The sequence below is a fragment of the Rhodoferax potami genome (assembly GCF_032193765.1).
GTDB classification, from domain to species: Bacteria; Pseudomonadota; Gammaproteobacteria; order Burkholderiales; family Burkholderiaceae_C; genus Allorhodoferax; species Allorhodoferax potami.
The window spans coordinates 306,243-323,949 of the sequence record NZ_JAVBIJ010000001.1; the positions used below are offsets into that span (position 1 = coordinate 306,243).

18 protein-coding genes are annotated in these 17,707 nt (G+C 60.9%); 13 read left to right on the forward strand and 5 right to left on the reverse strand.

The genetic code is table 11. The annotated features are described in order from the left end of the window. Window positions 1-2: 2 nt before the first annotated feature. The 3 genes from RAE21_RS01495 to ureA are packed head-to-tail and all read right to left on the reverse strand — an operon-like array spanning window position 3 to window position 1,245. The gene (locus tag RAE21_RS01495) at window positions 3-308 is read right to left on the reverse strand and encodes an urease subunit beta (RefSeq protein WP_313879823.1); all 306 of its coding nucleotides are present in this window, start codon (window positions 306-308) and stop codon (window positions 3-5) included. An 11-nt stretch (window positions 309-319) separates the two neighbouring features. After that, window positions 320-922, reverse strand: a complete 603-nt coding sequence (locus RAE21_RS01500; protein WP_313879824.1) for a HupE/UreJ family protein — start codon at window positions 920-922, stop codon at window positions 320-322. Window positions 923-942: 20 nt separating this feature from the next. Further along, on the reverse strand, window positions 943-1,245 hold the full coding sequence (gene ureA / locus RAE21_RS01505) for an urease subunit gamma (RefSeq protein WP_313879825.1): 303 nt from the start codon (window positions 1,243-1,245) through the stop codon (window positions 943-945). A gap of 104 nt (window positions 1,246-1,349) precedes the next feature. Here ureA and RAE21_RS01510 point away from each other — a divergent pair, with 104 nt between their 5' ends. From RAE21_RS01510 to RAE21_RS01550, 9 genes are all read left to right on the forward strand, one after another. Continuing rightward, a complete protein-coding gene (locus RAE21_RS01510) occupies window positions 1,350-4,970 on the forward strand; it encodes a hybrid sensor histidine kinase/response regulator (RefSeq protein ID WP_428984050.1) in 3,621 nt (1,206 codons plus the stop codon). Beyond that, a complete protein-coding gene (locus RAE21_RS01515; RefSeq protein WP_313882626.1) occupies window positions 4,957-5,952 on the forward strand; it encodes a response regulator in 996 nt (331 codons plus the stop codon). The genes RAE21_RS01510 and RAE21_RS01515 overlap by 14 nt, the downstream gene beginning before the upstream one ends. 118 nt (window positions 5,953-6,070) lie before the next feature. After that, window positions 6,071-7,405 (forward strand): ferredoxin reductase family protein, encoded by a 1,335-nt coding sequence (locus tag RAE21_RS01520; protein ID WP_313879827.1) that lies wholly within the window; start codon window positions 6,071-6,073, stop codon window positions 7,403-7,405. 18 nt (window positions 7,406-7,423) lie between these two features. Then, window positions 7,424-7,687 carry a VF530 family protein gene (locus RAE21_RS01525; protein ID WP_313879828.1) on the forward strand — a complete coding sequence of 88 codons (264 nt, stop codon included), beginning with the start codon at window positions 7,424-7,426 and terminating at the stop codon, window positions 7,685-7,687. A gap of 129 nt (window positions 7,688-7,816) precedes the next feature. Then, on the forward strand, window positions 7,817-8,395 hold the full coding sequence (locus RAE21_RS01530; protein ID WP_313879830.1) for a cytochrome b: 579 nt from the start codon (window positions 7,817-7,819) through the stop codon (window positions 8,393-8,395). Window positions 8,396-8,422: 27 nt separating this feature from the next. Continuing rightward, window positions 8,423-8,992 carry a YceI family protein gene (locus tag RAE21_RS01535; protein ID WP_428984051.1) on the forward strand — a complete coding sequence of 190 codons (570 nt, stop codon included), beginning with the start codon at window positions 8,423-8,425 and terminating at the stop codon, window positions 8,990-8,992. Between the two features lie 45 nt (window positions 8,993-9,037). Then, window positions 9,038-9,610, forward strand: coding sequence for a YceI family protein (locus RAE21_RS01540; RefSeq protein WP_313879832.1), 573 nt, complete (start codon window positions 9,038-9,040; stop codon window positions 9,608-9,610). Window positions 9,611-9,757: 147 nt separating this feature from the next. After that, on the forward strand, window positions 9,758-10,402 hold the full coding sequence (locus RAE21_RS01545; RefSeq protein ID WP_313879833.1) for an ABC transporter ATP-binding protein: 645 nt from the start codon (window positions 9,758-9,760) through the stop codon (window positions 10,400-10,402). A gap of 37 nt (window positions 10,403-10,439) precedes the next feature. Further along, complete coding sequence (locus RAE21_RS01550; protein WP_313879835.1) at window positions 10,440-11,246, forward strand: DODA-type extradiol aromatic ring-opening family dioxygenase; 807 nt, start codon at window positions 10,440-10,442, stop codon at window positions 11,244-11,246. Window positions 11,247-11,275: 29 nt separating this feature from the next. Here the strand turns inward: RAE21_RS01550 and RAE21_RS01555 are convergent, their stop codons facing one another. Both RAE21_RS01555 and RAE21_RS01560 read right to left on the reverse strand, forming a co-directional pair. After that, the gene (locus RAE21_RS01555; protein ID WP_313879836.1) at window positions 11,276-11,683 is read right to left on the reverse strand and encodes a hypothetical protein; all 408 of its coding nucleotides are present in this window, start codon (window positions 11,681-11,683) and stop codon (window positions 11,276-11,278) included. 178 nt (window positions 11,684-11,861) lie between these two features. Beyond that, window positions 11,862-12,518: a FecR domain-containing protein gene (locus RAE21_RS01560; RefSeq protein ID WP_313879837.1), complete on the reverse strand. Its 657-nt coding sequence runs from the start codon at window positions 12,516-12,518 to the stop codon at window positions 11,862-11,864. A 259-nt stretch (window positions 12,519-12,777) separates the two neighbouring features. Between RAE21_RS01560 and urtA the strand changes: the two genes are divergently transcribed. From urtA to urtD, 4 genes are all read left to right on the forward strand, one after another. Next, a complete protein-coding gene (gene urtA / locus RAE21_RS01565; protein WP_313879838.1) occupies window positions 12,778-14,040 on the forward strand; it encodes an urea ABC transporter substrate-binding protein in 1,263 nt (420 codons plus the stop codon). Between the two features lie 95 nt (window positions 14,041-14,135). Continuing rightward, window positions 14,136-15,716: an urea ABC transporter permease subunit UrtB gene (gene urtB, locus RAE21_RS01570; protein WP_313879839.1), complete on the forward strand. Its 1,581-nt coding sequence runs from the start codon at window positions 14,136-14,138 to the stop codon at window positions 15,714-15,716. Further along, window positions 15,713-16,816: an urea ABC transporter permease subunit UrtC gene (gene urtC, locus RAE21_RS01575; RefSeq protein ID WP_313879840.1), complete on the forward strand. Its 1,104-nt coding sequence runs from the start codon at window positions 15,713-15,715 to the stop codon at window positions 16,814-16,816. The genes urtB and urtC overlap by 4 nt, the downstream gene beginning before the upstream one ends. Further along, window positions 16,813-17,694 (forward strand): urea ABC transporter ATP-binding protein UrtD, encoded by an 882-nt coding sequence (gene urtD / locus RAE21_RS01580; RefSeq protein ID WP_313879841.1) that lies wholly within the window; start codon window positions 16,813-16,815, stop codon window positions 17,692-17,694. Before urtC ends, urtD begins: the two co-directional genes overlap by 4 nt. The last annotated feature ends 13 nt before the right edge of the window (window positions 17,695-17,707 follow it).

The window sequence follows — 17,707 nt, forward strand, 5'->3', positions numbered from 1 at the left end:
GGTTAAAGACTCCCTTGCACCAGGCCACGAAAGCCGTAAATCATTCTGTCGCCGGCTATCTCCACCAGCTCCACAGTGCGTTGTTGGCCGGGCTCAAAGCGCACGGCCGAGCCGGAAGCGATGTTCAGGCGCATGCCTTGCGCCACCGCACGGTCAAAGCCGAGCGCGCCATTGGTCTCTGCAAAGTGGTAGTGCGAGCCGACCTGGATAGGCCGGTCCGACTGGTTCTGCACCACCACCGTCACGGTGCGGCGGCCGGTGTTGAGCAGGTGTTCGCCGTCGTCAAGAATGAGTTCGCCAGGGATCATGGGGCTGTCCTTCACGCCAGTTTCAACAAGAGCGCCATGCCTGATACCGCCACTGCAGCACCGGTAGCGCGTGTGGTCCACGCTGGCGCAGCGCGCAAGGTCCAGCCCAATGCCACGCCAGTCAGGTGCAGCGCGATGGTGGTGGCAAACATGCCCGCCACTGCGGCCCATGCGTTGCCGGTCGCAGCCAGTTCAGTACCGTGCGCCAGACCGTGGAACACCGCAAAGCCACCCACCAGTGCCATGGATGCCACAGCGTTCATGCCTTGGCGGGTCAGCACCAGCAAGCCCAGCGCCAGCACCGAGGCTGCCACCAAGGGCTCCACGACTGCGCCGCCCATGCCTTGCAGGCCCATCAGAGCGCCCAGCACCAGCATGTTGGCAAAGGCGAGTGGCCCCCACAGCAAGGCGGGCCCGGCGCGGCGAGCCGACACGGCGCTCCAGATGCCCACAGCCAGCATGGCCAGCAAGTGGTCCAGGCCACCCAAGGGGTGCAGCAGGCCGGTCATGAAGCTGCTGTGGTTGTGCAATTCAGTGCCAATATGGGCGTTAGCGCTCGTAGATACTGCGCCGGCAGCTATCAAAAGAAGAGCGGATTTCAAGGATTTGGACATGGCATTCTCCGGATAGGGGGTCAGACGATCGGCTGGTGGACAGTGACGAGCTTGGTGCCGTCGGGGAAGGTGGCTTCGATCTGGATGTCGGGGATCATTTCGGCGATGCCGTCCATCACGTCGTCGCGGGTCAGCACGGCGCGGCCTTCGCTCATCAGTTGGGCCACGGTTTTGCCGTCGCGCGCGCCTTCCATTACGGCGCAGCTGATCAGGGCGACTGCCTCGGGGTAATTGAGTTTGAGGCCACGGGCTTTGCGGCGTTCCGCCAGCAATCCGGCGGTAAACAGCATGAGCTTGTCTTTTTCACGAGGGGTCAGTTCCATGGTCGGTCCGGTATGTCTGCAGATGGTGCATCCTAAGCAAGCCCCGTGCCCTGTGGTGGTGCCATACGCCAAAGGTCGCATGCTGGTGGCATGGAAACTGCACCCTGCCAGCTGTGCCCATCGACCTCCCACCCCCTCCGCCGCCCGAAGCACCCGCCCAGCGGGTGGTCAAAATTCGCCGCGACTACAACAACTGGGTGGCCAGCGAGACCATGGAGGACTACGCCCTGCGCTTCACGCCGCAGCGCTTTCGCAAGTGGTCGGAGTGGCGGGTGGCCAACACCGCTTTCGGTGCAGCTTCGTTTCTGATCCTTGAAGCGGTGGGCGCCACCCTCTTGGTGCAATACGGCTTTGTGAATGCCTTCTGGGCGATTCTGATGACGGGGCTGGTGATCTTTCTGGCGGGTTTGCCCATCAGCGTGTACGCCGCACGCTACGGGGTGGACATGGATTTGCTGACCCGCGGCGCGGGCTTTGGTTACATCGGCTCCACGCTCACTTCGCTGATCTACGCGTCGTTTACCTTTATTTTTTTCGCGCTGGAGGCGGCCGTCATGGCCTATGCGCTGGAGCTGGCCCTGGACATACCGCCCACCTGGGGTTACCTGATTTGCGCGGTGGTGGTGATCCCCCTGGTTACCCACGGGGTGTCCGCCATCAGCCGGCTGCAAATCTGGACGCAGCCTCTGTGGCTGATCATGCTGATCGTGCCGTTCGGCTTTGTTTTGGTGCGCGACCCACAGGCTTTTGCGGGCATCACGCACTACGCTGGTGAGAAAGGCCCTGCGGGTGGCTTTGACTTGCACCTGTTTGGTGCTGCTCTGACGGTGGGCATTGCCCTCATGACCCAGATGGGCGAGCAGGCCGACTACCTCCGCTTTATGCCCCAGCGCACCGCAGCCAACCGGGTCTCCTGGTGGGCTGGTGTGTTGGTAGGCGGGCCGGGCTGGGTGGTGCTTGGCGTGGTCAAAATGCTGGGCGGGGCCTTCCTGGCGTACTTGGCTATCCGGGCAAGCGTTCCGACAGACCGCGCGGTAGACCCCAACCAGATGTACCTCGCGGCCTACGAATACGTCTTCCCGACCCTGGGCTGGGCGGTAGCTGCGACGGCGGTGTTCGTGGTGATCTCGCAGCTCAAAATCAATGTCACCAACGCTTATGCCGGCTCGCTGGCGTGGAGCAACTTCTTCTCCCGCCTCACGCACAGCCACCCCGGGCGGGTGGTGTGGGTGCTGTTCAACAGCGTGATCGCCTTCATGTTGATGGAGATGAATGTGTTTCAGGCGCTGGGCGAGGTGTTGGGCCTGTACTCCAACATCGCCATCGCCTGGATCATGGCCGTGGTGGCGGACCTGGTGATCAACAAGCCCCTTGGTCTTTCACCCAAAGGCATTGAGTTCAAGCGGGCGCATCTGTACGACATCAACCCCGTGGGCGTGGGGGCCATGGCCATGGCGTCCTTGCTGTCCATCTTGGCTTACTTGGGGCTCTTCGGGGAACTGGCCAAGGCTTTCTCGGCGGTGGTGGCCTTAGTCACGGCCATGGTGACTTCGCCCTTGATTGCGTGGTGGACCAAAGGCAAGTACTACCTTGCGCGCGCAAGCGACGGAGGTTTGGATGGCAACCCGCTTTGCTCCGTGTCCCCCGCCTGCTGCGCAGGCTCCTCCTTGACCTCCGCAAAACGCATTGCCACCCAAACTCCAGCGTTCGGACGGACACCCCAAGTGCAGCGTTGCGTCATTTGCGAGCGCGAGTATGAAGGCCCCGACATGGCCCATTGCCCGGCCTATCAGGGCGCGATTTGCTCGCTCTGCTGCACGCTGGATGCGCGCTGTGGCGACATGTGTAAACCACACGCCAACTTAGCCACGCAATGGTCTGCGACTTTGCGCTGGCTGTTGCCGCGGCGTGTGTGGCCTTTTCTGGATACGGGGCTCGGGCACTTTTTGTTGTTGATGCTGGTGATCTTGCCAATCCTGGCCACCGTGTTTGCCATGTTCTACCAGCAAGAGATGGGCAACCTCGCGGTCTGGGCTGAGCACCGCGACAGCGTGGCAGTCGCGCTGCGCGCGGGTTTCAGCAAAACCTTCGCAGCGCTTTTGTTGATGTCGTGCATCGTGGCGTGGTGGCTGGTGCTGGCGCACAAGAGCCGCCAAGTGGCGCAAGAAGAGTCCAACCGCCAAAGTCATTTGTTGCTGCAAGAGATCGAGTCGCACCGCCAGACGGATATTGCCCTGCAAGAAGCCAAGCGGGTGGCCGAGCAGGCGCGTCTCGCCGCCGAGGCGGCCAACCAGGCCAAGAGCCGCTATATCAGCGCCATCAGCCATGAGCTGCGCACGCCGCTCAACAGCATCCTGGGTTATGCACAGTTGATGGGGGAGGATGCGGCTATTCCACCCCACCGCAAGCAGGCAGTGAGTGTGATCAAGCGCGGCGGCGAGCACCTGCTCTCGCTGATCGAGGGCACGCTGGATATGGCACACATCGAGAGCGGCAAGCTCACCCTGAATGTGAAGCCGATGCAGTTTGCCAACGGCATGGCAGAGCTGGCCGGCATGTTTGAGTTACAGGCTGCCGGCAAGGGGCTGCAGTTTCACTTCGAGGTCGTGGGCAATGTGCCCGAGTGGGTGCGGGCCGACGAAAAGCGCCTGCGCCAGATCTGTATCAACCTGCTGGGCAATGCCATCAAGTTCACCGCTACTGGCCGCGTGCGCCTGGTGCTGCGCTATGCCCGCGAGATGGCGCACATCGAGATCCATGACACCGGCCCCGGGATGCGCGCCGAAGAGTTGGATCGGATTTTTGAGCCCTTCACGCGGGGCTCCACCGCGGCATCCGGGGTAGCGGTTGCGTCCGGCGGCTCAGGCCTGGGGCTCACGATTGCCAAGATGCTGACCGACCTGATGGGGGGCGAGCTCACCGCCAACAGTGTGCCCGGTCAGGGCAGTGTGTTTAAAGTGCGCCTTTTTTTGCCGGAGCTGCACATGCCAGCTAGCGCAACCCGCCCGGCGGCGCGCGCCAGCAAAACCCGGCTGGCTTATGCCGGTGCCCGGCGCAAGGTGCTGGTGGTCGACAACGAAGAGGCCGACCGCGAGCTTTTGGTGAGCCTTCTGCAGCCTTTGGGTTTTGATGTGCGTACCGCTGCCAGCGGCCACGATGGGCTGGACCTCATGGCGGCCGGACTGCAGCCTGATGTGGTGTTACTCGATTTGGCCATGCCCGGCATTGATGGCTGGGAGACTTTGCGCCGCATCCGCTCCAACCCGGCACTGGGGGGCAGCCAGCCGCAGGTCGCCATCGTGTCGGCCAATGCGTTCGATCGCGGGCTCGACAACGGCTTGGGCTTGCCGCCCGAGGATTTCATTGTGAAGCCGGTGCGCCACAGCGAGCTGTTGGATTGGCTGGAGCGCAGGCTGGAGTTGGTGTGGATCGACAAGCCCGCGCCTGCAGCCGCCCCGGAGGTGATGGATGTGCCGCTGGCAGTTGCCGCTGTGGTGTCCACGCCCGCGCTACCGGCCGAGGCTGCCCGCGCCTTGCTGGAGGTGGCCCAGCTGGGCTACTACCGCGGCGTGATGAATTTGCTGCAGTCACTGCAGACCCGCTATCCGGCGAGCACAACCTTCCTGCAACAGCAGGAGGCCTTGGCCCGCCAGTACCAGTTTGAAACGATGTCTGACCAATTGCAAAAGGTGCTCGATGCCTGCTCCGCTGATGAACCCCGCTGACACCCCGCCGGACACAGCCCGCCTGGACGGCACGCTGGACCGTGCCAACAGCGATGTGGTCCTCATCGTGGACGATGTGCCTGACAACTTGGCCGTCTTACACGATGCCCTTGACGAGTCGGGCTACACCGTTTTGATTGCCACCTCCGGTGAGGCTGCCCTGATGCGCGCCATTCAGGCACTGCCCGACGTGATTTTGCTGGACGCCATGATGCCCGGCATGGATGGTTTTGAGGTGGCACGCCGGCTCAAGGCGGCGCCGCAAACCACGCATATCCCCATCATCTTTATGACCGGCCTCACCGAGACCGAATACTTGGTGGCTGCGCTGGAGAGCGGCGGGGTGGACTATGTGACCAAGCCGATCAAGCCCAAAGAGGTGCTGGCCCGCATGGGGGTGCACCTGGCCGGCGCGCGCGAGCGCCGCCAGACCCGCAATGCGCTCGATGCCTTTGGCTACGCCACCATCACAGTGCGTGCCGCGGATGGCTGCCTGATGTGGCAAACCCCCTTGGCGCGCGAGCTGCTGGAGCGCTACTGTGGAACCCAGGCTCCAATCACACCGCCCGAAGTGTTGGGCTGGTTGCAGGCCTGCCTGCAAACTGTGGCCCGGGGTGACGAGCCGGCCAAGCTGAGCCTGGAGCGCGGCCCCAAGCGGCTGACCTTTCGTCTGCATCAGCAGATCGGCGACAGCGATGCCGGCGGCGACTGGCTCATCGTGATGCGGGAGGTGTCTGACACCGCGGTGATCGAGGCCATGAGCCTGTCATTCAAGCTCACCGCCAAAGAGGCGGAGGTCTTGTACTGGGTGGTCAAAGGCAAAACCAACAAAGACATTGGCGACATTCTGGGCAGCAGCCCGATGACCGTCAAAAAACACCTCGAGCGCGTGTTCGTGAAGCTCGGTGTGGAAACCCGCACCGCCGCTGCGGGCATGGCCATGAGCCGCATCCGGCAGCTGCATCCCCAGTTCGAGGGCTAACGCACTGACGATTGTTTGACCTAGCGCAATCCTGTTTGCCTTGAGGCTATCTGTCGCTTACCTCCGCTTTACGTGGGGTTTGTAAAGTGGTCTGGTTCAGATAAGCAAGGATCAAGGGATGCAAAAAATCAAGTACGTGTTGTGGGGTTTGCTGCTGGGGCTGACCGCGTGGTGGCTGTGGGCAGACCCGCTGCTGAGCACCCCGCTGGGCTTTTTCGCGGTGCGTAATTCGCTGGTCAATTACACCGGCTTGCTGGGCATGGCCATGATGAGTGTGGGCATGGTGCTGGCGGTGCGGCCGGTGTGGTTTGAGCCTTACCTGGGCGGGCTGGACAAGATGTACCGCCTGCACAAATGGCTGGGTATTGGCGGCTTGGTGGTGTCCGTCTTGCACTGGTTGTGCTCCAACGCACCGAAGTGGTTGATCGGGTCCGGGCTCATGGCGCAGCCCACCGGTGGGCGCCCACCGCGGGTGGAGCAAACCGTGGAGATTTTCAAACTCTTTCAGAGCTGGCGCGGTCTGGCCGAGGGTGTGGGCGAGTGGGCGTTTTATGTCACGGTACTGATGATTGCCTTGGCCCTCATCAAGCGCTTCCCTTACAAGTGGTTTTTCCGAACCCACCGGGTGTTGGCTGTCACCTATCTGGTGCTGGTGTTCCATGCGGTGGTGCTGATGAACTTCAGTTACTGGGCGCAAGGCCTGGCGCCGTTCATGGCCGTCCTCATGCTGGCGGGTGCGGTGTCGGCGGTGGTGGTGCTGTTCCGCAAAGTGGGTGAGCACCGCAAGGTGGCGGGGGTGATCGAGGCGGTGGAGCGCTTTGATGAGTTGCAAGTGCTCTACGTGGCGCTGCGCCTGGACGGGCGCTGGCCCGGTCACCAAGCGGGGCAGTTTGCGTTTGTGAATTTCGATACCAAAGAGGGCGCACACCCCTTCACCATCAGCTCCGCGTGGCAGGGCGATGGGCACATCACCTTCCTCATCAAAGAGCTGGGCGACTACACCCGCACTTTGCCCGACTATCTGGCGGTGGGGCATGCGGTAGAAATCGAAGGCCCCTACGGTCAGTTCACCTTCCAGGGCCCCAAGCGGCGCCAGATTTGGGTGGGGGCGGGCATTGGCATTACCCCGTTTGTGGCCCGCATGAAAACGCTGGCCGGTGCCCCGGACAGCAAGCAGATTGACCTGTTTCACTCCACTACCGTGCTGGACCCGCGCGCCATCGACAAGATGGAAGATGACGCAGCCTCCGCCGGCGTGCGCTTGCATGTGTTGCACGACGCGCGCGATGGCCGACTCGACGCCGCACGCCTGTGTGCAGCCGTGCCCGACTGGCGTGAGGCCGATGTCTGGTTCTGTGGCCCGCCCGCCTTTGGCCGGGCCCTGAAAGCAGCGCTGGTGGCACAGGGATTGCCGGCTGCGGACTTTCACCAGGAACTGTTCGAGATGCGGTGAGGCTGCGACAATCACCGCATGAGCACCGATGCATCTCCACCCGCCCCGCCCAAGCAAGCCAACAACCCCTTGCATGGCAAGACCCTGGAAGCCATCGTGACCGAACTGTCGGACTACTATGGCTGGGATGGGTTGGGTGAGCGCATCCCGGTGCGCTGCTTTACGTTTGAGCCCAGCGTGGGCTCCAGCCTCAAGTTTTTGCGTAAAACTCCTTGGGCGCGTGACAAGGTCGAAGGGCTCTACCTGTTCATGCTGCGCGAAATACGCCGTTCAGGGCGCTGAGCCGCGCCGTTTGTCGCGCCCGCCGCACTTTTTTAGCGAGTGCCGGGAACCTGACTGTTCATATTTTTTGAATCAAGTCATCAATTAGATTCAAAAATCAGCAATTCATGCCCCCCTAGACTTCGGGGCATGGCATCCAACCACACTTCCTCTTTCGACGCTGGCACCAAGCGCTATAGCCTCACGGCCATCGTGTTGCATTGGGTGCTGGGCGCTGCACTTCTGGGCATTTTTGCGGTCGGTCTGTACATGACCGATTTGCCTTTCTCGCCCACCCGCTTGAAGCTCTACAACTGGCACAAATGGGCGGGTGTGACGATTCTGGTGCTGTCTGCCTTGCGTTTGCTGTGGCGCCTGACACACCGCCCGCCCGCATTGCCCGGCAAGATTTCCAAAGCCATGCCCGCATGGCAGCACTGGGCTCACCACGGCACCCACCACGCGCTGTACGCCTTGTTTTTCCTGGTCCCGCTGATCGGCTGGGCGTATAGCTCGGCATCCGGTTTCCCGATCGTGGTGTTCGGCGTGTTGCCTTTGCCTGACTTTGTGCCGGTCGACAAGGCCTTGGCAGAAATGATCAAGCCTTTCCATGAACTTACTGCGTTTGCCTTGATCGGACTGGCCGGTCTGCACATTGCCGCTGCACTCAAGCACCAGTGGATCGACCGCGACGGCCTGATCAACCGCATGTTGCCCGGCCGCGACTGAACCCTTTAACTGATTGGATTTGACATGATGGTTTCCCGCGTAATTCTGTCCACCGCGATTGCAGCGTCTGCACTCCTCGGCACATCTGCCTTTGCCCAGCAAAAGCTGGTGCCCGCTCAAAGCGAGATCGTGTTCGTAAGCAAGCAGATGGGTGTGCCGGTGGAAGGCCGCTTCAAGAAGTTCGATGCGCAAATCGCCTTCGATCCTGCCAAGCCTGACGCCAGCAAGATCGCATTCACCGTCGACATTGCCAGTGCCACCCTGGGTGTGCCCGAGACCGATGCCGAGTTGCCCCGCCCCAACTGGTTCAACACCGCCAAGTTCCCGCAAGCGACCTTTCAGTCCACCGCCGTCAAAGGCTTGGGTGGTGGCAAGTTTGAAGTGAGCGGCAAGCTGGCCATCAAAGGCAATAGCCGCGACGTCGTGGTGCCGGTGGCTTTGGCCCAGAGCGGCGCCACCACCACCGTGACCGGCACCTTCCCGCTCAAGCGCCTGGCTTTCAAGATCGGCGAGAACGAGTGGGCCGACACCTCCATGGTCGCTGACGACGTGCAAGTCAAGTTCAAGCTCGCGCTGACCGGCGTGGGCAAGATGTAAGTTTTTCCAGTTTCTTTTTAACCAACCCGTAAATCAGGAGTTTTTATGCGTACTTCCCTCATCGCTGCCGCCTTGGCACTGTCCGCTTTCGCCGGTGCTGCCAGCGCCCAATCCGCGACTTACGCGATTGACTCTTCCCACACTTTCTCCAGCTTTTCTTACAACCACTTTGGTTTGTCCAATCAGCAAAGCCGTTTCAACACCACCACCGGTACCGTGACTTTTGATAAGGCCGGCAAGACAGGCGCAGTGGATGTCGTGATCGACATGAAGACAGTGGAAACCGGTTCGTCCGCTTTCAACGGCCACATCCAGGGCGAAGACTTCCTGGACACCACCAAGTTCCCAACCGCGACTTTCAAGTCCACCAAAGTGGTGTTTGAAGGCGACAAGCCAGCTGCAGTCGAAGGCAACCTGACCATCAAGGGCATCACCAAGCCTGTGACCCTGAAATTGACCAACTTCGTGTCTACTGCTCACCCGATGAACAAGAAAGACGTTATCGGCGCCAACGCCACTACTACCGTCAAGCGCAGCGAATTCGGCGCTGGCAAGTTCGCGCCTGCAGTGGGCGACGACGTGACCATCACCATCGCTATCGAAGCGATCAAGCAGTAATCTGCCACCAGACCGCGTTCCCGCGGATTGATCTGAAGGCCCGCCGCAAGGCTGGCCTTTTTTTATGCAAAATCAGGCTCTAGCGCAGGATTCATCTGCGCAGTCAGCTATATTTTTCATAGCAACCAGTCATCCGCTTGTACCTCTATGTCCGCTTCTGAATCGCCCGCCTCTTCTGCCGTGTTGATCGCCCGTGCCTTGCGCTGCAGCGCAGGCCCCCACCGTTTGTGGGGCCCGCTGGATGTGCAGCTGTCAGCCGGAGTGACCTGGGTGACCGGCGGGGAAGGGCGGGGCAAATCGAGTTTGCTGCGCATGCTGGCTGGCGACCTCGTGGTGCCGGGGAGCAACCTGCAGCTGGCCGGCACCGGCCTGCAGACCGACCCTGCCCAGTACCGCAGAAAAGCCTTTTGGATGGACCCACGCACCAGTGCCTGGGACCAGTCTTCTCCCTTGCAGTTTTGGGAGCAAGGCAAGCGCCTCTGGCCCCTGTGGCGTGCGGAAATCTGCCGCGAGCTGGCGTCCGCCTTGGGGCTGGACGAGCACCTTGCGAAACCGATGTACATGCTGTCTACCGGCTCCAAGCGCAAGGTTTGGATTACGGCGGCCTGCGCCAGTGGTGCGGAGCTCACCTGCTTGGATGAGCCCTTCGCCGCCTTGGACCGTGCCTCCATACGCACCATCACCGAGCTGCTGCAGGATGCGGCGGCGCACAGTCCGCGCGCCTGGGTGTTGGCAGACTATGAAGCGCCTGCCGGGGTGCCACTCGCCGCCACCATCAATTTGGGCGCTTGAGCCCCGTGAATTTCGTCCTTTTGACCAGGAGAACCCTATGACTTCCCGACTGCCCACCTACTTTGTGTCCCACGGCGGTGGCCCTTGGCCTTGGATGGCGGATATGCGCGAGATGCTGGCCAGCTTGGACACGGCTCTGGCCGATATGCCGCGCCAGATCGGCCGCACGCCCAAGGCTGTTCTGATCATTACTGCGCACTGGGAAGAGCGTGCGTTTACCCTGGGCTCCAGTCCGGCGCCCGGCATGGTCTACGACTACGGCGGTTTCCCGGCACACACCTACTCGGTGGTGTACCCCGCACCGGGTGCCCCTGAACTGGCCACGCGGGTACAGGGTCTGCTGCAAGAGGCGGGTCTGCCCGTGGCGCTGGACTCCGAGCGTGGCTACGACCACGGCACTTTTGTGCCCTTGGCCGTGATGTACCCGGATGCACAAGTGCCGGTGTTGCAAATGTCCCTGCGCGCGGGGCTGGACCCGGCTGAGCACATTGCGTTGGGTCGTGCGCTGGCGCCGTTGCGGGATGAAGATGTGTTGATCGTGGGCAGTGGCCTGAGCTATCACAACCTGCGCAATTTTGGTGCGGGCGGGCGGGCTCCGTCCAAGGCCTTTGACGTCTGGTTGCAAGACGTCATGGCCGCTACGCCTGCGGTGCGGGCAGAAGCGCTGGTGAACTGGGAGTCAGCGCCGGCCGCCCGCATCTGCCATCCGCGTGAAGAACATTTGTTGCCGCTGATGGTGGCCGTGGGCGCCGCCTACGACGACGCTGCAGAGTGCGTGTACCACGACGAAGCGGTGTTTGGCGGCGTGACAGCGTCCAGCTTCCGCTTCGGCACAGCCAGCTAAACGTAGGGGGCCAGAGGCCCGGGCGCGGTTCAGGGGCTTGCAGCCGTTTCTCGGAATGCAGGCTGCGCTGTGCGTGCGGGCAGCGCCCGGTGCTGCGGGGACACGGGTGCAGCCGGTGTCTGGGCTGAGACCATCTCGTCCAGAATATCGAGGGCATATTCGCAGACCAGAGCTGCGTGCTCCAGTTGGCGGTTTTTGTCTTCCAGTGCCGGAATCTCGTCGGTCCTTCCCAGTAGCATCAGGCCGATTTTTCGCTGGTTGTTAAACACCATGTGTTTGGCATCTGACATGCGGTCTTTGATGCGCTTGCGGCAAGCGCCCAGCCAGTCTTCTTCCTCGAGCACCCATTCAGCCAAAGTGGCTGCAATCAACGTTCTCGCGGCGCGGCGAAAAGTAAGCTGGTGGGGTGATGCGGCGGTTTTGAGTGGGGCTGACATGGTTTTGTGCCCTCTGGCGGGGCTCCCTGCTTTGGATTGAGCCAACAATAAGGTTTTTCCCGGTCGTCAGGGGCCGCCAATTGTTGTCCTCTGGACAATCTGACGCAAAAAACCGCCGATATGTGAACTTTTACGGGCATTTGCCGCCAGTCCGAGGCGGCCTGCGGCGACGCGCCAATCAGTAGCTGCTGGGTTCCTGGGCCGGCTTTTGCACGAACGGGGGCTGCCGGCCTACGGTTTCTTCCAGTAAGACCAACTCCGAGTCACGGTGATTGATAACGGGTGCTGGCCGCAACACCGGTTGGCTGCTGTCGTAACTGATGTACATCGGCATGTCGTGGTAGGTCGTGGTCAAGCTCCGCGCGAGGCCGGGGTTTGCGAGCGGCTTGATATCTGCAGTCCCGTAGCACAGGCAGAAATAGAGTTGAGTCTCCTGCGCTTCCATGTAGCAGGCGGTACCCCGGATACCGACGGTTGCGGCCCGAGTCTCGATGCGTTTCGGACTGGGGCCAAACACCGCAAGTGCTTTGCCGCTGATCAGCCGCAGCACACTCACCACCTCGTCCTGGGCGAATTGCAGGCTGCTCTTTTCACGGAGCAGGTAAGCGTTGTCGCCCATCACAAACACCGTTTCGCTCAGGGCACCGGTGCTGATGGTGTCCCCGGGCAAGATCGCTTGTTCGATACGGGCCACGCCTCCGTTGAGAAACACCTCGCCCTTGATGCGGCGTATGCCGCTTTGCAAGGGGCGTTGGCCCATGGCCAGCGCATCCACCAAGCCGCCCAAGCTACTGATCGCCACACTGTTTGCGATGAATTGACGCCGATTGCTCATAAGCTGAATGTTGAAAAGTGGAAGAAGAGCGCCCCGTGGATATCCGGTTGATGGCCCAGGGACGACAAAAGATAGCGCCATTCGGCAGGGGCGTCTAGTGCCCTCTCGGGCTGACTGCAGTGCGCGGGCTGTACGCCACTAGGCGTATTTCCGGTTCGGACGGGCAAACCTACAGTCACTCCATCGCATCACACAACCTCTTCTGAGTTTGTTCCGCGAGAAGTGAGATGGATTTGTTTAACCCCCCGGAGAAGCCCACATGCAACGTCGTTTTACTTTGAAGGCACTCACCGCTGCCGTCGCCCTTACCACCTTGTCGGCAGTGCCCGCCATGGCTGCAGACACGATAAAGGTCGGTATCCTGCACAGCCTGTCCGGCACCATGGCCATCTCGGAAACCGTGTTGAAAGACACCGTGCTGATGGCGATTGACGAGATCAACGCCAAGGGCGGCGTGCTCGGAAAAAAGCTGGAGCCTGTCATCGTCGACCCCGCGTCCAACTGGCCCCTGTTTGCTGAAAAGACCAAGCAGCTGCTTACCCAAGACAAAGTCTCGGTCATCTTTGGTTGCTGGACTTCCGTGTCACGCAAGTCGGTGCTGCCTGTGGTGGAAGAGTTGAACGGCCTGTTGTTCTACCCTGTTCAATACGAAGGTGAAGAGCTGTCCAAAAACGTGTTCTACACCGGTGCTGCGCCTAACCAGCAAGCCATTCCCGCAGTCGACTACCTGATGAGCAAAGAAGGTGGCGGCGCCAAGCGCTGGGTGCTGTTGGGTACCGACTATGTGTACCCCCGCACGACCAACAAGATCCTGCGCGCCTACCTGAAGTCCAAGGGCGTGAAAGAGTCTGACATCGACGAAAAATACACCCCGTTTGGCCACAGCGATTACCAGACCATCGTGGCTGACATTAAGAAATTCAGCGCTGGTGGCAAGACCGCGGTGGTGTCCACCATCAACGGCGACTCCAACGTGCCTTTCTACAAAGAACTGGGCAACGCCGGCCTGAAAGCCAAAGACGTGCCCGTGGTGGCCTTCTCGGTGGGCGAAGAAGAGTTGCGCGGTGTAGACACCAAGCCTTTGGTCGGTCACTTGGCGGCATGGAATTACTTCCAATCCATCAAGAACCCTGCCAACACCGAGTTCATCAAAAAGTGGTCTGACTACGCCAAGGCCAAGGGTATTGCCGGTCACAAGGACAAGCCTTTGACCAACGACCCGATGGAAGCCACTTACATCGGTATCAACATGTGGAAACAAGCCGTCGAGAAGGCCAAGTCCACCGACACCGACAAAGTGATCGCCGCCATGGCCGGCCAGACCTTCAAGGCACCCAGCGGCATCGTGTCCAAGATGGATGAGAAAAACCACCACTTGCACAAGAGCGTGTTCATCGGCGAGATCAAGGCCGACGGCCAGTTCAACGTGGTCTGGAAAACTCCGGGCCCTGTGAAAGCCAAGCCATGGTCTCCGTACATCGAAGGCAACGACAAGAAGCCTGATGAGCCCGCAAAGAAATAAGGCGTCGGCAGGGAGAGGCTAGCGTTTAGCCAGAGCCGCCACAGCCTTGAAAAGGGCGTGGCGGCTTGTTGTTTTTACCCCGGAGAGATTGGCGTATGCCAAAAAAATTACTTCAGTTGCTCACAATTGCTATGCTTTTGATAGCTACTCGCGCAAGCGCTCTGAGCGCTGACGAGGCAAAAGCTATTGCAATTGGTGAGAGCGATGCGCGTGTGGCGGCATTGCAGAAGGCGGTGGAGAGCGCTGATGCGCGCACCGTGCGCTTTATCCAGGCGCTGTCCGATGATGCCGTCAAGCTCGTGGGCGAGGTTCCGGTGATGGTGATCGATGGCAAAGGCCTCGACCCGGTCACGCTGGCCGAGGTCACCGTGCCGGACACGGCGGAAGACGTGATGAACAACAACCGCATGCGCGGCGAGCTCGACACCGCGCTGGCCGCGGTCAAGCTCTTGTCGCCAGAGGTGGCGATACGTCGTGCCGCCATTCAAACACTGGGTGGCCAGGTCGATACCGGCAAGCTGCCTTTGCTGGAGAAGGCGCTCGCCACCGAGACAGAACCCGCTTTGAAAGAGGCCCTGCAGCAACTGCGCGCTGCCGCGCTGCTGGGCAGTGACAACCCTACCGAGCGTTTGGCCGCTGCCACTGAACTCGGCACCAGCGCCCAAGCCGCTACCAAAACACTGCTCGTAGAGCGCCTGCAGGCGGAGACAGATGGTGCCGTCAAAGCCGCACTGCAAAAAGGCTTGGGTGCCGTGGAGGCGCGTCTGGCTTGGGGCGACCGCCTGGGCGCCATTTTTAGCGGCGTGAGCTTGGGCTCCATCTTGCTGCTGGTGGCTCTGGGGCTGGCGATTACCTACGGCTTGATGGGCGTGATCAACATGGCCCACGGCGAGCTGATGATGATTGGCGCCTACGCCACTTATGTGGTGCAGGTGCTGTTCCAAAAATACCTGCCCGGCGCATTCGACTGGTACTTGCTGGCGGCGGTACCGGTGGCGTTCATGGCATCGGCGCTGGTGGGCGCGGCCCTGGAGCGCAGCGTGATCCGTTTTCTCTATGGCCGCCCGCTCGAAACCTTGCTCGCTACCTGGGGTATCAGCCTGATGCTGATGCAGCTGGTGCGCACCCTCTTTGGTGCGCAAAACGTGGGTGTGGAAAACCCGAGCTGGATGAGCGGCGGTGTGCAACTGCTGGGCAACCTCTCGCTGCCCTACAACCGCTTGGTGATTGTGGGCTTCGCAGTGGCTGTACTGGCTGGCGTGTGGTTTTTGATTGAAAAAACACGACTCGGCCTGTTTGTCCGCGGTGTGACTCAGAACCGCCCGATTGCCAGTTGCATGGGCGTGAACACGGCCCGCATTGACACCTATGCCTTTGCACTGGGCTCCGGTATTGCCGGGCTGGCAGGCTGCGCGCTCAGCCAGGTGGGCAACGTCGGGCCGGACTTGGGCCAAGGCTACATCGTGGACTCGTTCATGGTGGTGGTGCTCGGTGGCGTGGGCCAACTGGCGGGCACGGTTTACGCCGCCATGGGCCTGGGTGTTTTGAACAAATTCCTGGAAGGCTGGACGGGCGCCGTGCTGGCCAAGATTGCGGTACTGGTCTTCATCATCATCTTTATCCAGAAGCGTCCGCAAGGCATTTTTGCCATGAAGGGCCGGAGCGCAGAAGCATGAGCAACATCACCTTACCTACTCCCCAACCCCTGTTGTCCCGCACCGGCTGGGTCGCGTGGCTGGCCGCGCTGATCGTGTTGTGCGCCTTGGTGCCGGTTTTGAACCTGATGGTGCCGGAGGGCAGTGTGCTACACCTGAGCGACTTTGCGGTGGCACTCACGGCCAAGATCATGTGCTACTCGATTTGTGCCCTCGCGATGGGCTTGATCTGGGGTTACACAGGGATCTTGAGCCTCGGCCACGGCCTGTTCTTTGCACTCGGTGGCTATGCCATGGGCATGTACCTGATGCGCCAGATCGGGCTGGACGGCAACTACAAAAGCAACCTGCCGGACTTCATGGTGTTCCTGGACTGGAAAGAGCTGCCATGGCACTGGGCACTGTCCGGCAGCTTCGGTGCCACGCTGTTTTTGGTGGTTGCCGTGCCGGGGCTGGTGGCCTTTGTGTTTGGTTACTTTGCTTTCCGCTCGCGCATCAAGGGGGTGTATTTCTCCATCATCACCCAGGCTATGACGTTTGCGGCCATGTTGCTGTTCTTTCGCAATGAAACCGGCTTCGGTGGCAACAACGGCTTCACCGATTTCAAGCGGATTCTGGACATTCCGATTGCGACCTCCAGCATGCGCATGACCCTGTTTGTGATGACGGCTGTCACCTTGCTGCTGTTTTTCTTGATGGCCCGCTGGCTGGTGGGCAGCAAGTTCGGGCGGGTGCTGCAGGCGGTGCGGGATGCGGAGAGCCGTGTCATGTTCAGCGGCTACTCCACCTTGGGCTACAAGCTCACCATCTGGACCATCTCGGCCATGATGTGCGGCGTGGCCGGCGCGCTCTATGTGCCGCAGGTCGGCATCATCAACCCGAGTGAGATGAGCCCGGCCAACTCAATTGAGATTGCTATCTGGGCCGCGGTGGGTGGGCGGGCGACGCTGATCGGGCCGATTGTCGGCGCCTTTATCGTCAACGGCGCCAAGAGCTGGCTCACTGTGACCTACCCCGAGTTTTGGCTGTACTTTCTGGGGGCGCTATTCATCGGTGTCACCCTGTTCCTGCCCGATGGCGTGGTGGGCTTGATCAAGAAACTGAAGGGAGGGAAGGCATGACTCCCGATCTGTTGGAACAAGGCGCACGCCGGGTCGAAGCGCGCCTGGCCGCACTGGCCGGGCAAACTGCCCAGACAGAGTCCGGCGGCCGTACCGCTGGTTTCGGCCGCCTCGCCAGCCAAGGCGAGGTAGATGTGACCCACGGGCGCATCCTCTATCTGGAGGATGTGAACGTGAGTTTTGATGGCTTCAAGGCGATCAACGGCTTGAGTTTGGACATTGCGCCCGGAGAGCTGCGTTGCATCATCGGCCCCAACGGCGCGGGCAAGACCACGATGATGGACATCATCACCGGCAAAACCCGGCCCGACAGCGGCACTGTGTTTTTTGGCAGCACCATCGATTTGTTGCGCTACAAAGAATCAGAGATCGCACAGTTGGGCATTGGGCGCAAGTTCCAGAAGCCGACGGTGTTTGAGCAACTCACGGTGTTCGAGAACCTGGAGCTGGCCTTGAAGACGGATAAGGGCGTCAAAGCCTCCATGTTTTTCAAGCTGGACTCTGCCCAGCGGGACCGGCTGGCAGAGATCCTGCACACCATCCACTTGGCTGACAGTGTGGGGCGGCAGGCCGGCAATCTGAGCCACGGCCAGAAGCAATGGCTGGAGATCGGCATGTTGCTGATGCAAGATCCCAAGTTGCTGCTGCTGGATGAACCAGTGGCCGGCATGACCGACGAGGAAACCGAGCGCACCGCCGAGCTGTTTTTGACCCTCAAGGGCAAGCACTCGTTGATGGTGGTGGAGCACGACATGAGCTTTATCCGCACCATCAGCGACATCGTCACTGTGCTGTGTGACGGCTCGGTGTTGGCCCAGGGCACGCTGGATCAGGTGCAGGCCGATGAGCGTGTGATTGAAGTTTATTTGGGCAGATGAAAGCCCCCACGCT